Source organism: Streptomyces sp. Tu6071 (genome assembly GCF_000213055.1).
GTDB lineage: Bacteria > Actinomycetota > Actinomycetes > Streptomycetales > Streptomycetaceae > Streptomyces > Streptomyces evansiae.
The window spans coordinates 5112914-5127156 of sequence record NZ_CM001165.1 but is presented as its reverse complement, the minus strand read 5'-3'; the positions used below and the strand labels follow the sequence as shown (position 1 = coordinate 5127156).

The 14243-nt window shown below is 75.6% G+C and carries 12 protein-coding genes; 5 read left to right on the top strand and 7 right to left on the bottom strand.

Annotated features, from left to right (window positions below; genetic code table 11):
• Nucleotides 1-114: 114 nt before the first annotated feature.
• Nucleotides 115-642: a TetR/AcrR family transcriptional regulator gene (locus STTU_RS21580; RefSeq protein ID WP_007826765.1), complete on the bottom strand. Its 528-nt coding sequence runs from the start codon at nt 640-642 to the stop codon at nt 115-117.
• A gap of 107 nt (nt 643-749) precedes the next feature.
• On the opposite strand from STTU_RS21580, the gene STTU_RS21575 reads away from it, so the two are divergent.
• A complete protein-coding gene (locus STTU_RS21575) occupies nt 750-1457 on the top strand; it encodes an MBL fold metallo-hydrolase (RefSeq protein ID WP_007826763.1) in 708 nt (235 codons plus the stop codon).
• Nucleotides 1458-1524: 67 nt separating this feature from the next.
• Here the strand turns inward: STTU_RS21575 and STTU_RS21570 are convergent, their stop codons facing one another.
• Nucleotides 1525-5406: an ABC transporter ATP-binding protein gene (locus STTU_RS21570; protein WP_043255919.1), complete on the bottom strand. Its 3882-nt coding sequence runs from the start codon at nt 5404-5406 to the stop codon at nt 1525-1527.
• A 114-nt stretch (nt 5407-5520) separates the two neighbouring features.
• Complete coding sequence (locus STTU_RS21565; protein ID WP_007826759.1) at nt 5521-6924, bottom strand: S53 family peptidase; 1404 nt, start codon at nt 6922-6924, stop codon at nt 5521-5523.
• A gap of 276 nt (nt 6925-7200) precedes the next feature.
• Between STTU_RS21565 and STTU_RS21560 the strand changes: the two genes are divergently transcribed.
• Nucleotides 7201-8208: an NAD-dependent epimerase/dehydratase family protein gene (locus STTU_RS21560; RefSeq protein ID WP_007826757.1), complete on the top strand. Its 1008-nt coding sequence runs from the start codon at nt 7201-7203 to the stop codon at nt 8206-8208.
• Between the two features lie 193 nt (nt 8209-8401).
• On the opposite strand, the gene STTU_RS21555 is transcribed toward STTU_RS21560, so the two are convergent.
• Together STTU_RS21555 and STTU_RS21550 are read right to left on the bottom strand one after the other, a co-directional pair.
• Nucleotides 8402-9511: a sensor histidine kinase gene (locus tag STTU_RS21555; protein ID WP_043257612.1), complete on the bottom strand. Its 1110-nt coding sequence runs from the start codon at nt 9509-9511 to the stop codon at nt 8402-8404.
• Nucleotides 9504-10334: a response regulator transcription factor gene (locus STTU_RS21550; RefSeq protein WP_007826755.1), complete on the bottom strand. Its 831-nt coding sequence runs from the start codon at nt 10332-10334 to the stop codon at nt 9504-9506. Before STTU_RS21550 ends, STTU_RS21555 begins: the two co-directional genes overlap by 8 nt.
• 122 nt (nt 10335-10456) lie before the next feature.
• Here STTU_RS21550 and STTU_RS21545 point away from each other — a divergent pair, with 122 nt between their 5' ends.
• The 3 genes from STTU_RS21545 to STTU_RS34710 are packed head-to-tail and all read left to right on the top strand — an operon-like array spanning nt 10457 to nt 12518.
• Nucleotides 10457-11146 carry a glycosyltransferase family 2 protein gene (locus tag STTU_RS21545; RefSeq protein WP_007826754.1) on the top strand — a complete coding sequence of 230 codons (690 nt, stop codon included), beginning with the start codon at nt 10457-10459 and terminating at the stop codon, nt 11144-11146.
• Entirely contained in the window at nt 11143-11760 is a 618-nt protein-coding gene (locus tag STTU_RS35585; protein ID WP_043255917.1) for a TIGR04282 family arsenosugar biosynthesis glycosyltransferase, read from the top strand. Before STTU_RS21545 ends, STTU_RS35585 begins: the two co-directional genes overlap by 4 nt.
• The gene (locus STTU_RS34710; RefSeq protein WP_043255916.1) at nt 11757-12518 is read left to right on the top strand and encodes a class I SAM-dependent methyltransferase; all 762 of its coding nucleotides are present in this window, start codon (nt 11757-11759) and stop codon (nt 12516-12518) included. The genes STTU_RS35585 and STTU_RS34710 overlap by 4 nt, the downstream gene beginning before the upstream one ends.
• Here STTU_RS34710 and STTU_RS21530 read toward each other — a convergent pair.
• Nucleotides 12407-12871, bottom strand: a complete 465-nt coding sequence (locus STTU_RS21530) for a hypothetical protein (RefSeq protein ID WP_043255915.1) — start codon at nt 12869-12871, stop codon at nt 12407-12409. The two genes, STTU_RS34710 and STTU_RS21530, sit on opposite strands and share 112 nt — an antisense overlap.
• 2 nt (nt 12872-12873) lie before the next feature.
• Nucleotides 12874-14220, bottom strand: a complete 1347-nt coding sequence (locus tag STTU_RS21525; RefSeq protein WP_007826751.1) for a molybdopterin-dependent oxidoreductase — start codon at nt 14218-14220, stop codon at nt 12874-12876.
• Nucleotides 14221-14243: the final 23 nt, after the last annotated feature.

The window sequence follows — 14243 nt, the reverse complement described above, 5'->3', positions numbered from 1 at the left end:
GGGCGGGGGTTCCCCGCGCCCGGGACCGGAGCGCGCCGCGTCGGCACCGCGCGGGCGGCGCACCGCGAATTCCCCGGCCTCGGCGCCACGCGGGGCGGGCCGCGCCGGCGCCGTTCACCGCTCCAGCCCCCGGTGCAGTGTGTCCAGGCCGTACGTGAAGGCCCTGTCGACGTCGCCGCCCAGGCGGAAGGAGCCGCTGAGTTCCATGCCGATGAAGCCGGTGAGCCAGGCGGTGACGAAGCGGGCGGCGTCCAGGGACTCGTCCTCGCCCACGAGGGCGCGGGTCGCGTCGATGAGGGGCTGGGCGGCGCGGGCGAGGGCGGGGCGGGGGGCGTGGGTCGAGTGCATCACGAGGCGGAACGCTTCCGGGTGGGCGGTGGAGAAGGCGCGGTAGCAGCGGGCGATGGCGGGGACGGTGCCGTCGGTGCGGGCGATGCGGTCGGCCAGGTCCTCGACCGTCGCCTCGGCCACGGCGTCGAGGAGCGCCGCGCGGTTGGCCACGTGCTTGTAGAGGGACGGGGCCCGGACGCCCACGCGGGTCGCGACCTTCTGCATCGTGAGGCCCTCGGGGCCCTCCGATTCCAGGAGTTCGCGGCCCGCCGCGACGATGACGGCGAGGGAGGTCTTCTCGGGGCTCGGCATGGTCCACCTCTCGGAAGCGGCTCGAAGGCTATTGACTGTAGCCATCATAGCTATGTACCTTAGCCGCGAAAGCTAAACCGCTTAGCCATCAGTACGGGAGTCCGTCCATGAAGCTCGCCCCGCACCTCCACCGCCTCGGCAACGACATCGTCGCCTCGTACCTCATCGACGCCCCCGAGGGCATCACGCTCGTGGACGCCGGGCTCCCCGGGCACTGGAACGACCTCCAGCGCGAGCTGCGCGAGATCGGCAGGACCGCCGACGACATCAAGGGCCTCGTCCTCACGCACGGCGACTCGGACCACATCGGTTTCGCCGAGCGGCTCCGCGTCGAGCACGGCGTCCCGGTCTTCGTGCACGAGGCGGACGCCCACCGCACCCGTACCGGGGAGAAGCCGAAGACCCCGGCGGGCCCGATGCGGCCCGGCGCCGCGCTCGGCTTCCTCGGCTACTCGCTCCGCAAGAACGCCCTGCGCGCGAAGTACGTCTCCGAGGTCACCGAGATCCACGACGGCGACGTCCTCGACCTCCCGGGCAGCCCCGTGATCATCGGCATGCCGGGCCACTCCCCCGGCAGCGTCGCGGTGCACGTTCCCGTCGCGGACGCGGTGTTCGTCGGCGACGCGCTCACCACCCGACACGTCCTCACCGGCCGCACGGGCCCCCAGCCGGCCCCCTTCACCGACGACCCCGCCGAGGCCCACGCCTCGCTCTCCCGCCTCGCCCCCGTCCCCGCCTCCTGGGTCCTTCCAGGCCACGGCACCCCCTGGCACGCGAGCCCGGCGGAGCTGGTGGAACGCATCGAGAAGGCGTGAGGCCCCGGGAGGTACGCGGCACCCGGGGCGAGCGCCGGGCCGCCCCGTCGCCCCACCCGCGCCGCGCTCACACGACCCGCGCCCCGACCGCCTCCGGCCCGCCGTCCCGCGCGTCGGTCCCGGCGTCCTCCGGCAGCGTCTCGCCCAGGAACGTCCGCCAGAGCCGCGCGTACTTGCCGTTGAGGGCCAGGAGGTCCGTGTGGGTGCCGTCCTCGGCGACGCGGCCCTGGTCCATCACCACGACGCGGTCCGCGCGCGCGGCCGTCGTCAGGCGGTGGGCGACCACCAGCGTCGTGCGGCGGCCCGCGAGGCGTTCCGTGGCATGGGTGACCTGGGCCTCGCTCGCGAGGTCGAGAGCCGCCGTGGCCTCGTCCAGGAGCAGGATGTCCGGGTCCACCAGCTCCGCGCGGGCCAGGGCGATGAGCTGGCGCTGACCCGCCGAGAGGTTGCGGCCCCGCTCCGCGACCTCGTGCAGGTAGCCGCCGTCCAGGCTCGCGATCATGTCGTGCGCGCCGACCGCGCGCGCCGCCGCCTCCACCTCGGCGTCGCTCGCCTCCGGCCGCCCGTAGGCGATCGCGTCGCGGATCGTGCCCGCGAAGAGGTACGCCTCCTGCGGGACGACGCCGAGCCGGTGCCGGTACTGGGCGAGGTCCAGCTCGCGCAGGTCGGTGCCGTCGACCGTGACGCGGCCCGAGGTCGGGTCGTAGAAGCGCGCGACGAGCTTGACGAGCGTCGACTTGCCCGCGCCGGTCTCGCCGACGAAGGCCACGGTCTGCCCCGCCCGCAGGGTGAGGTCCACGTCGTGGAGCGCCGTCTCGTCCCCGTACGCGAAGTCCACGTTCCGGAAGGAGATCTCGCCCCGCAGCCGCTCGCCGACCGGGAGCGGGCGCGCGGCCTGCCCCGTCGAGGTGGGCTCGACGAGGAGTTCCTGCACGCGGCCGAGTGAGACGCTCGCCTGCTGGTAGCCGTCGAAGACCTGCGAGAGCTGCTGGATCGGCGAGAAGAACAGGTCGATGTAGAGGAGGTAGGCGACGAGCGCGCCGGTCGTGAGGGTGCCCGCGTCGACGCGGTGCGCGCCGACGGAGAGGACGAGGACCGTCGCGGCCGTCGAGAGCAGTTGCACGAAGGGGAAGTAGACGGAGATGAGCCACTGGCCCCGCACCCGCGCCTGCCGGTACGCCCGCGCGTCGCGCGAGAACTTCTCGTAGCCCGACTCCTCGCGCCGGAACGCCTGCACGATGCGCAGCCCCGCGACCATCTCCTGGAGCTCGGAGTTGACGGTCGAGATCCGCTCGCGGGCGAGCTTGTAGGCGCGCACGCTGCGCTTGCGGAAGAAGTACGTCGAGACGATCAGCACGGGCAGCGTCGCGAAGACGAGCAGGGCGAGTTCGACGTCGATGACGAGGAGCGCCGCCATGATCCCGAAGAAGGTGACGACGGAGACGAAAGCGGTGACGAGCCCTGTCTGGAGGAAGGACGACAGGGCGTCGACGTCCGTCGTCATACGCGTCATGATGCGGCCGGTCAGCTCGCGCTCGTAGTAGTCGAGACCGAGCCGCTGGAGGTGCGCGAAGATCTTCAGGCGCAGCGCGTAGAGCATCCGCTCGCCGGTGCGGCCCGTCATGCGGTTCTCGCCGAACTGCGCGCCCCACTGGAGGAGCACGGCGCCGAGGCCGAGGAGGGCGGAGAGCCACACGGCGCCGAGCGCCATGCGGTTGACGCCGTCGTCGATGCCGTGCCGGATGAGGACGGGCAGCGCGAGGCCGAGGCCCGCGTCGACGGCGACGAGCAGGAGGCTGAGGGTCAGCGGGCGGCCGAAGCCGCGCAGGAGGCGGCGCAGCCCGTAGGCGTCCTCGGGGGCGACGGCGCGCGCCTCGTCGATGTCGGGGATGTCCTTCGCGGCGGGCAGCGCGTCGACCTGCGCGAGGAGTTCGGGCGTCGCGGGCATCCCGTCGAGCGCGGTGTCGCGCGGGGTGCGGTCGCCGGTCCACAGCTGGGGGGTGATGCCGCGCTCGGCGTCGTACTCGGCGTCGAGTTCGGCGCGTACGGACTCGTCCTCGGGCCGGTCGTCCGGGAGGACGTGGCCGGGCGAGACCCCGCCGAGTTCGTCGGGGTCGGTGAGGAGACGGCGGAAGAGCGCCGATTCGCGCTCCAGCTCCTCGTACGTGCCGACCGCCGCTATCCGCCCGCCGTCCAGGACCGCGATGCGGTCGGCGAGGGCGAGGGTGGAGCGGCGGTGGGCGATGAGGAGGGTCGTACGGCCCGCCATGACGCCGCGCAGGGCCTCGAAGATCTCGTGCTCGACGCGCACGTCGATCGCCGAGGTGGCGTCGTCGAGGACGAGGAGGCGGGGGTCGGCGAGGATCGCGCGGGCGAGCGCGACGCGCTGCCGCTGTCCACCCGAGAGAGTGAGCCCCTGTTCACCGACGACGGTCTCGTAGCCGTCCGGGAGGTCCGTGATGAAGCCGTGCGCCCGCGCGGCGCGCGCGGCGGTCTCGATCTGCTCGCGGCTCGCGTCGGGGTGCCCGTAGGCGATGTTCGCGGCGATCGAGTCGGAGAAGAGGAAGGAGTCCTCGGGGACGAGCCCGATCGCGGCCCGCAGCGAGGACATGCGCAGTTCGCGCACGTCGTGACCGCCGACGAGGACGGCGCCGTGGCTCACGTCGTAGAAGCGCGGGAGGAGGAGCGAGACCGTGGACTTGCCGGAGCCGGAGGAGCCGACGAGGGCGACGGTCTCGCCGGGCGCGACGGTGAGCGAGAAGCCGTCGAGGACGGGCCGCTCGTCGTCGTACCCGAAGCGCACGTCGTCGAACTCGACGGTCGCGGGGGCGTCCGCCGCCAGCTCGCGGCTGCCGTCCTGGAGCGTCGGCTCGGTGTCGATGAGCTGGAGGACGCGCTCGACGCCCGCGCGGGCCTGCTGGCCGACGGTCAGGACGACGGCGAGCATGCGGACGGGCCCGACGAGCTGGGCGAGGTAGGAGGAGAAGGCGACGAACGTGCCGAGCGTGATGTGGCCGCGCACGGCGAGCCAGCCGCCGAGCGCGAGCATCGCGACCTGCCCGAGCGCGGGCACCGCCTGGAGCGCGGGCGTGTACTTCGCGTTGAGGCGGATCGTGCGCAGGCGCCCGGCGAAGAGGCGGCGGCCGACCTCGCGCAGCTTGCCGGTCTCCTGCTCCTCCTGCCCGAAGCCCTTGACGACGCGGACCCCGGAGACGGCCCCGTCCACGACGCCCGCGACGGCGGCGGCCTGCGCCTGCGCGTACCAGGTCGCGGGGTGGAGACGGCTGCGGGAGCGGCGGGCGATGAGGTAGAGCGCGGGGGCGACGGCGAGGGCGACGAGGGTGAGGGGGATGGAGAGCGTCGCCATGATGATCAGCGACATGACGAAGAGCAGGACGTTGCCGATCGTCATGGGCAGCATGAAGAGCAGGCCCTGGATCAGCTGGAGGTCGCTCGTGGCGCGCCCGACGACCTGACCTGTGGACAGCTCGTCCTGACGGCGCCCGTCGAGCCGGGTCAGCGTGCGGTACATGTCGCGGCGCAGGTCGAACTGCACGTCGAGCGCGAGCCGGCCGCCGTAGTAGCGGCGCAGGTACGCGGTGACGTAGACGGCCACGGCGGCGCCGAGCAGCAGCCCGCCCCACGTGGCCATCGAGCGGGAGCCGCCGATCACGTCGTCGATGATGATCTTGGTGAGCAGCGGGATGAGCGCCATGACGGCCATCCCGGCGAGCGAGGCGCCCAGGGAGAGGATCACGTCCCTGCGGTAGCGCCAGGCGTAACGGGCCAGGCGTCCCGCCCAGCCGGGGGCCCCGGCGGCGGGTTCGGGGATACGGGTCTCCGCGCCCTCCCCGGTACGGGCGTCCCGCTCGTGGTCCCGCTCCCTGTCCGGTTCCCGCTTTCTGTCCGGTTCCCGCTCGGGGTTCCGGGCCTGTGCTCCTGCCGCCACGCATGCCTCCTGGTGATCCGTCTCGCCGCTGGCGCCAACACCCGGAGCTGCGGATTTCATCCCGCTGTTACGTGACGCAATGAAGCAGGGGCGTGCGGCGGGGGCGTACGGGGCTCACTCGGGCGTGGCGAGCGCGGGAACGAGCTTGCCCGCGTCCACCGTCCCGAGGCCGCTCGCGAGGTCGTAGCCGCGCCCCGCCCGGTAGCCGCTCGTGCCCTCCGTGGCGTTGTCGCCCGTCGTGATGTCGCGCACGCCGCCGTCGCGGCCCAGCCGGTAGAGGGCGGGGTTGACCGCGCCGAGGCCGTGGCCCGCGCGCTGCGCGGCGAGCGCGACGATGCCGCCGAAGAGGGGCGCGGCGAGGCTCGTGCCGAGCATGGGCACCCAGGCGCCGCGCCCGGCGTGCGTGAACCAGACCATGGTGGACCCGGCGGCGGAGGCGCTGAGCGAGATGTCGGGGACGCCGCGCTTGGCGCCGGTCACCTCCCGTACCCCGTCCTGGTAGCGCGGCCTGCGCATGAGCACCGAGGTGCCGCCCCCGGGCGCGCCGCCCTTGTCGTTCCACACGGTGTCGGCGCAGCGGCGGTGCCCCGCCTCGTCGAGCGTGACGCGGGTGCCGCCCACGGCGGTCACGGAGGGGTCGGAGGCGGGCCAGGCGACACCGCGCACGGGCTTCGCGCCGAGCTGCGCGGCCTGGGCGGAGCCGGGCGAGGCGCCGTCGTCGCCGCTCGCGGCGACGACAGTGGTCCCGGCGCGCGCGGCCTCGGCGAGCACGGGGCGCAGGCCGCGCGCGAGGGCGGCGACCTGGTCGGCGCTGTCGCCGCGCTCGGACATGACGAAGCTGAGCGAGAGCACGTCGGGGCGCTGCTCGGTGAGCACGGTGCGCATCGCGGCGGCGAGCGCTTCGGCGGCGCGCGCGTCGAGGACGCCGTCCGCGTCGACGCCCGGCAGGTCCACCTGGTGGTAGACGAGGGCGGCGCGCGGGGCCATGGCGTGCAGGGCCTCCATGTCGAGGGTCGCCTCGCGCGCGGTAGCGAGCATCCCGGCGTTGTCCTCGTCGAACGGGGCGGCCTTCGCGCCGTGCGGGGGCTGATGCCGTACGACCTCGAGGCGGGGCGCGGGGAGCCCGAGCGCGTGACTGAAGTGCCGCAGGTCGGCGGCGAGATGCGGGGACCCGACGACGCCGAGCGCGGCGACGGTCGTCCCGGCCCCGTCGTTGCCGCCGTCGTTGAGCGTCTTCGTCCCGTACAGCCCCCGTAGCTGCGTGAACGTGTAGCAGCCGGTGCCCGTCGCGCGCACGCACGCCCTGCGGGCCTCGGCGGTGGCGGTCGCCCCTGGTTCGGGCGTGGTGGCCATCGCGGCGCGGGCCCGCTTCGCGGCCTCGCTCCCGGCGACGGTCTGGCAGCCGGTGAGCGCGAGAACAGACGCGAGGAGGGCGGCGGCGAGACGGAGGGGGGTGCGGGCGCGTCCCGGCTCGCCGTCACGCGTACGGGTGGTGGCGCTGCGAGTCGTACGGGGCACGGGGCGGTCCTCCCTGGCGTACGGCAACCGGCGTCCCCCGTCACGGGGGCGCGCCCGGCCCCGCACCGCCCCCCGGGGGGACGGCACCGAGCGTGAGCGGGGCGCGGAATCACCGTCCCCCGGGCGGGGGCGTTGCGCCACCCGGGGGACTCCGGCGGAGTGACGGCCGCGTCCCGCGCGGTCGTGGCGCGGCGGGTCCGGGGCGAAGTCTTACGAGGTGCTGACGTCCCCGCCGGGGCCGCCCCCGCGCGGGGGCGCGCCGCCTAGCGTGGGCGCATGCGCGTACTGGTCACCGGCGGTGCCGGGTTCATCGGGTCCCACGTCGTCGAAGCGCTCGCCGCGCGCGGGCACGAACCCGTCGTGTTCGACACGCGCGCCGACCCGGCGCACGACGTGCGCGACGCGGACGCCGTCGCCAGGGCGCTCGCCGGGATCGACGCCGTGTGCCACCAGGCGGCCATGGTGGGGCTCGGCGACGGGGTGCGGGACGCGGCCGAGTACGTCGGGCGCAACGACCTCGGCACCGCCGTGCTCGTGGCCGCGATGGCCGGGCGCGGCATCCGCGAGCTCGTGCTCGCCGGGTCGATGGTCGTCTACGGCGAGGGAAGCTACGCGTGCCCGCGCCACGGAACCGTACGACCGGGGCCGCGCACGGTCGCCGCGCTCGACGCGGGCCGGTTCGAGCCGCTGTGCCCCGCGTGCGGCGCCCCGCTGGAGCCGGGGCTCGTCGCCGAGGACGCCCCCGCGGACCCGCGCAACGTCTACGCGGCGACGAAGCTCGCCCAGGAGCACCTCGCGGCGGCCTGGGCCCGCGCCACGGGCGGCACGGCGGTCTCGCTGCGCTACCACAACGTGTACGGCCCCCGGATGCCCCGCGACACCCCGTACGCGGGCGTCGCCTCCTTCTTCCGCTCGGCCCTCGCGGCGGGCCGGGCCCCGCGCGTCTTCGAGGACGGGCGCCAGCGGCGCGACTTCGTGCACGTACGGGACGTGGCGGCGGCCAACGTGGCGGCGCTGGAGGCCGGTACGGAGCCGGGGGCGCTCACCGCGTACAACACGGGCAGCGGGACGCCGCACACGGTGGGCGAGCTGGCGCACGCCCTCGCCGGGGCGTGCGGGGGCCCGGAGCCGGTCGTCACGGGCGAGTACCGCCTCGGGGACGTCCGCCACATCACCGCCGACTCCTCGCGGCTGCGCGCCGACCTCGGCTGGAAGGCGGAGACCGGCTTCGAGGAGGGGATGCGGGAGTTCGCGGAGGACGGCGCCGCGCGCTCGGCGCGGTGACGGGTGGGCAGGTCTCACGGGGCGGGCGGGAGCCGCGTGGCGGGGCTGGGGGCGGGCAGGGCGCGCGCTACAGGCTCGGCAAAGTTACGGGCGCGGCAGAGCTAAGGGCGCGGCAGAGCTACGGGCACGGGCGGCGGGACGGGCGGCGGGAGCCGGGGAGCGGGGTCGGGGGCTGCGGGGCGGGCGGCGGGCGTCACGGCGCCCGCGGCAACGTCACCTCGAAGCGGCAGCCGCCCGGGATGTTGCGCACGGAGGCCCGTCCCTGGTGCGCCTCCACGATCCCGCGCACGATGGCGAGGCCGAGTCCCGCCCCGCCGGGCGGTGTCCGCGCGTGCTCACCGCGCCAGCCGGTGTCGAAGACCCGCCCGATGTCCTGGGCGGGGATGCCCCCGCAGCCGTCCGAGACGGAGAGCACCACACCGTCCTCGTGCCGCGCCGTGGCGACGGCGACCGTGCCGTCGGGCGGCGTGCGGCGGATGGCGTTGACGAGGAGGTTGGCGAGCACCCGGCTCATCTCCTTGCCGTCCACCACCACCGGCACCGCCTCGACCCCTTCGCCGACCAGCCGCACTCCGTGCTCGCGGGCGAGCGGGTCGACGCCCGCGAGGGCGTCGCCGACGAGGTCGTACAGGGACATGCGCGCGGGGTGCAGGGGCAGCGAACCGGCGTGGATGCGGGAGAGTTCGAAGAGGTCCCCGACCATGCCGTCGAGCCGTTCGACCTCCGTCCTGATCCGGGTCAGGTAGCGGGCGGGGTCCGTGGCCACCCCGTCCTCCAGCGCCTCCGCCATGGCGCGCAGTCCCGCGAGCGGGGTGCGCAGGTCGTGCGAGATCCAGGCGACCAGTTCGCGCCGTGACGCCTCCAGGCCGCGTTCCCGCGCGGCCGAGGCGGCGAGCTTCTCGCCGGTGACGGCCAGTTCCCTGCTCAGGGCCTCCAGCTCGGCGGTGGCGGGCGCGTCGGGCGCGCGGAAGCCGTCCCCGTCGCCGAAGGAGCGCGTGGCGCGGGCGAGCGCGTGGCTGCCCGCGACGACCCAGCGGCCGAGGAGCAGCGCGGTGGCGAGCGAGACGACGGCCGCCATCGCCACCACGGTCGTCACGACGCTCAGGTCGTGCGGCGACAGGAACATCGCCCAGGCCACGGTGAGGGTCCCCGCGAGCATCGCGACGACGCTCACACCGGAGACCACGGCGAGCGAGGTGACCAGGGAGCGGCGGCGCAGCAGCCGCAGCACGCACGCGCCCAGGAGTCCCGCCCCGGCGGCGCCCATGAGGGCGTAGAGCGCGATGAGCAGCGTGTCACGCATGGCGGTCCGCACCCCCGTCGCCCTCGCCCGGTCCCGTAGCGCCCGGTCCCGTCACGCCCGCCTCGCCCGGTGCGCTCCCGCCCGTCCCGTCCACCTCGCCCGTCTCCTCCGCCTCGAAGCGGTACCCGACTCCCCACACCGTCCGGATCGCGCGCGGGGCCGCCGGGTCGTCCTCGATCTTGGCGCGCAGGCGGCGGATGTGCACGGTCACGGTGGACAGGTCGCCGAACTCCCAGCCCCACACCTCGCGCATCAGCTCCTCGCGGCTGTACGCGCGTCCCGGGTGGCGCAGGAAGAAGGCGAGGAGGTCGAACTCGCGCAGGGTCAGCGACAGCGGGGTGCCGTCGCGGGTCGCGAGCCGCGCGGTCGGGTCGAGGGCGAGCCGGCCGAGGCGTACGGGGTCCGGCGCCGGGTCCGGGCGGGTGCGGCGCAGCACCGACTCCACGCGCAGGACCAGCTCGCGGGGGCTGAACGGCTTGGTCACGTAGTCGTCGGCGCCGCGCTCCAGGCCGAGGATGCGGTCGTCCTCGTCGCCGCGCGCGGTGAGCATGATGACCGGCACCGGGTGCCGCTCGCGCATCCGGCGGCACACCTCCAGGCCGTCCATGCCGGGCAGCATGAGGTCCAGGACGACGAGATCGGGCCGGTGCGTGTGCGCGCGGGCGAGCGCGCTCGGCCCGTCGCCCGCGCGGTCCACGGTGCACCCGGCGCGGAGCAGGTATCCGGCCACCACCTCGGCCACCGTGGGATCGTCGTCGACGACCAGGACATGGGGCGGTCCGCCCGCGTCGGCCGCTCCGGTGCTCTCGTACGACTGCTGCATGGCCTCAGCGTGTCACCGCGCCGCCCGCGAGGGCCCGTGCCCTCGCCCGCCCGGGGCCGGACGTCCGCGTTTCGTAAGATGAAGCGCCGGTTATGCCCGGTTTACGTTCGTAGGCTGGGGACGTGACCACTGCCACAACAGTTGATGTCGTCCTGCCCTGCCTCGACGAGGCCGAGGCGCTGCCCTGGGTGCTCGGGCGCATCCCGCCCGGCTGGCGCGCGATCGTCGTCGACAACGGCTCGCGCGACGGCTCCGCGCGGATCGCGGAGGACCTGGGGGCGCTCGTGGTGCGGGAGCCGGTCCGCGGCTTCGGTGCCGCGTGCCACGCGGGCCTGCGGGCGGCGAGCGCCGACATCGTGTGCTTCTGCGACTGCGACGCCTCGCTCGATCCCGGGCTCCTCGTCCCCTTCGTCCGCGAAGTCGTCGCCGGGGAGGCCGATCTCGTGCTCGGCCGGCGGCGGCCCACCGCGCGCGGCGCCTGGCCGGCCCACGCGCGCGCGGGGAACGTGGCGCTGTCCCGGCTGCTGCGCCGCAGGACCGGGCTGCGCCTGCACGACCTCGGCCCGCTGCGCGCCGCCCGGCGCGAGGCGCTGCTCGCGCTCGCCCTCACCGACCGGCGCAGCGGCTACCCCTTGCAGATGGTGGTCCGGGCCTCCGACGCGGGGTGGCGGGTGCGCGAGCACGACGTGCCCTACCTGCCGCGCGCGGGGGCGTCGAAGGTGACCGGTACGTGGCGCGGTACGTGGCACGCGGTCCAGGACATGCGCCGCGTCCTCGCCGAGGGCGCGGCGGTGGAAGGGGCCGTACGGTGACGACGCTCCTCGTGATCGCCAAGGAACCGCGCGCGGGCCGGGTCAAGACGCGGCTGACGCCGCCGTTCACGCCCGGGCAGGCCGCCGCGCTCGCCGAGGCGTCCCTCACCGACACGCTGCGCACGGTCGCCGCGACCCCCGCGACCCGGCGGGTCCTCGTGCTCGACGGGACGCCGGGACCCTGGCTGCCGCCCGGCTTCGACGTCGTCCCGCAGTGCGCGGGCGGCCTGGACGAGCGGCTCGCCGCCGCGTTCGCGGGCTGCGCGGGACCGGCGCTCCTGATCGGCATGGACACCCCGCAGGTGACGCCCGCGCTCCTCGACGTGCGGCTCGCGGAGGGCGAGGCCGTCTTCGGGCCCGCCCTCGACGGCGGGTTCTGGGCGCTCGGCCTGGCCTCCCCCGCCCCGGAGCTGCTGCGCGGGGTGCCCATGTCCACGGCGACGACGGGCGCCGTGCTGCGCGCTCGCCTCGTCGCCGCCGGGCTGCGGGTACGGGACCTGCCGCCGTTGCGCGACGTCGACACCGCGGCCGACGCGCACGCCGTCGCCGGGGAGGCGCACGGCAGCCGCTTCGCGGCCCGGCTCGCCTCGTACGCCCCGGCGGTCCCCGCGTGAGCGCCCCGGCCGCGGGCGGCACCGGCGTGAGCGCCCCGGCCGCGCCCGCCGCCTGGGCCTCCTCGGACCCGTACGCCGCCGCACTGCGCGCCGGGCGCGGCCCGCTGTTCCTGCGCCGGGCGGACGGGTGGCTCCTGCCACTGGAGGTGGAGCGCTGGTGCGCGGCGGCCGACCGGGCCGACCGCGCGGCGCTCGACCGCTGCGAGGGGCGGGTGCTCGACGTGGGCTGCGGGCCGGGCCGTCTCGTCGCCGAACTGGCCGGGCGGGGGCGGACGGCGCTCGGCGTGGACGTCAGCGAGGCCGCCGTCGCGCACACCGGGCGGCTCGGCGGCCGGGCGGTGCGCCGCTCCGTCTTCGAGCCGCTGCCGGGCGAGGGCCGGTGGGGCACGGTCCTGCTGATGGACGGCAACATCGGCATCGGGGGGCGGCCGTGCGCGCTCCTGGAGCGGGTGGCCCAGTTGCTCGCCCCGGGCGGCCTGCTCATCGCCGAGACCGCGCCGGGGGACGTGGACGAGCGCGCCGAGGTGCAGGTGGTGGACACCGGGGGCGCCCTGAGCGGCACGCCGGGGCACCCCTTCGCGTGGGCGCGGGTCGGCACCCCCGCGCTCCTGCGGTACGCGGCGCGCGCGGGACTGCGCCCGGACGCTCAGTGGTCGGCGGACGGGCGCCGCTTCGCCGCCCTGCGCACCCGCACCACGAACACCACCGCGGAGACGGCGAACAGGGCGGCCGTGATCAGCAGCCAGTGGCCGAGGTAGGGGTCGGTCGAGCGGCCCGTGAGGGACCGGAACTGCCCGTCCACGCGCCCGCTGATGAGCGGGAACCACACGAGGAGCAGGAGCAGGGAGAGCGCGGCGGGCACGCGTACGTGCCCCGCCCACCTCCGGTGCCCCGTCGCGGCGAAGGGGCGGACGAGGAGCCGGTCGGCGGTGGTGTAGAGCGGGACGAGGACGAGGTCGTGGAGGAGGGCGGCGCCCACGATCCACAGCGCGACGCCGAGCCAGTCCCCGGAGAGGAGCCGCACGGCGGCGTACGCGCTCACCGCGAGCGAGCAGAGGGTCAGCAGGAGGGGCAGCGGACCGCCGAGGGGCGGGAGCGTGAACCGGCGCATCGTCAGGGCCTTCCGAAGGTCATGCGGGTGACCCACTTCGTGTTGAGCACCCCGGGCGCGGCGGGCACGATGACCCGCGCCGGGTAGCCGTGGTCGGGAGTCAGGTCCGCGCCGTTGACCTCCAGGGCCAGCAGGGAGCGCGGGTCGGCGACCTGGTTGGCGCGCAGCCAGGCGTGCCGGAAGGTGCCGTGGGTCTGGAGCGATTCCACGTACACGTCCACCGCCTCCCGCTCCCCCGCGAGCGCGGCGAGGTCGCGCAGCCGTACCCCGCGCCAGTGCTGGTCCGACGTGGACCAGCCCTCGACGCAGGCGATGGGCAGGGCGGCCCCGTACTGCGGCAGCGCGCGCACCTGCGCGCGGCTGAGGCGGACCGTGCGGGTGGGGCCCCTGAGTTCGAGGCGCCAGGTGTCCTCGCGGGTGCCGGCGGTGGTGATCCCGGCGTAGGCGGCGGTCTTGTTGACCTGGAAGGCCCCGGGGCCGCTGCCGGGGTCCTCGCCGCCGTGCGGCGCGAGGAGGGCAGTGCGGCGCCAGGAGCCGCCGATGCTCTGCCCGGCCGTCGTGACCAGCAGGAGGAGCGAGCCGCCCGCGACGGACCACAGCGCCCCGCGCCGCGAGACGGTCGGCGCGTCCGGGTGGGTGGCGACGAGCGCGTCCGCCTCCCGGGCGACGGGCTCCCCCGCCTGCTCCCGGGTCGCGCCCGCCGTCGGCCTGTCCGCCGGTGCGTCCGCCGGTCTGTCCGCCGGTTCGTCCGCCGGTGCGAGCAGGTTGCCCTGGGCGCGGGCCCGGCGGACGGTGCGGACGGCGAGGGGGACCCGCAGCGCGGCGTGCAGGAGGAACGCGGCGAAGAAGAGCCATGCCCCGTAGAAGTGCAGGGGGTAGAAGGAGCCGGGGAAGAGGTAGTCGAGCTGCACGTTCAGGACACCGGTCGTGAACTCGAACAGGCCGCCGCCGACGAGCAGCAGGATCGTGATCCGTTCGAGGGCGTGCGCGAGGGAGCGGACCGGCGGCAGCGCGAAGAGCTTCGGCACGACGGACCACAGCTTGGCGAGCAGCACCGGGATCAGGGTCACGCCGAGCGTGACGTGGACCCCCTGCGTGAGCCGGTAGAGCCAGGAGGGGTCGGTGGGCCAGTCGAAGAGGTAGAAGCCGAGCAGTCCCTTGTCCGGTGTCCTGTCGTTGACGCCGCCGAGCCCCGGGTTGTACGCCGCGTACGACAGCAGGCCCGTCACGAACAGGACGGTGACGCCGACGAGCAGGACGAGGCCCAGGACCGAGGTGAACCGCGGCCCGCGCAGGGGGCTGCGCCAGAAGCCGGGCGAGGAGGGCAGCAGCCGGGAGGGAACGCGCATGGCAGGACCGTAGGCCGCCGGGA

Coding starts and splice junctions, on each gene's coding strand:
- STTU_RS21580 (WP_007826765.1), bottom strand. CDS start 642: ATGCCGAGCCCCGAGAAGACCTCCCTCGCCGTCATCGTCGCGGCGGGC.
- STTU_RS21575 (WP_007826763.1), top strand. CDS start 750: ATGAAGCTCGCCCCGCACCTCCACCGCCTCGGCAACGACATCGTCGCC.
- STTU_RS21560 (WP_007826757.1), top strand. CDS start 7,201: ATGCGCGTACTGGTCACCGGCGGTGCCGGGTTCATCGGGTCCCACGTC.
- STTU_RS21555 (WP_043257612.1), bottom strand. CDS start 9,511: ATGCGTGACACGCTGCTCATCGCGCTCTACGCCCTCATGGGCGCCGCC.
- STTU_RS21550 (WP_007826755.1), bottom strand. CDS start 10,334: ATGCAGCAGTCGTACGAGAGCACCGGAGCGGCCGACGCGGGCGGACCG.
- STTU_RS21530 (WP_043255915.1), bottom strand. CDS start 12,871: ATGCGCCGGTTCACGCTCCCGCCCCTCGGCGGTCCGCTGCCCCTCCTG.
- STTU_RS21525 (WP_007826751.1), bottom strand. CDS start 14,220: ATGCGCGTTCCCTCCCGGCTGCTGCCCTCCTCGCCCGGCTTCTGGCGC.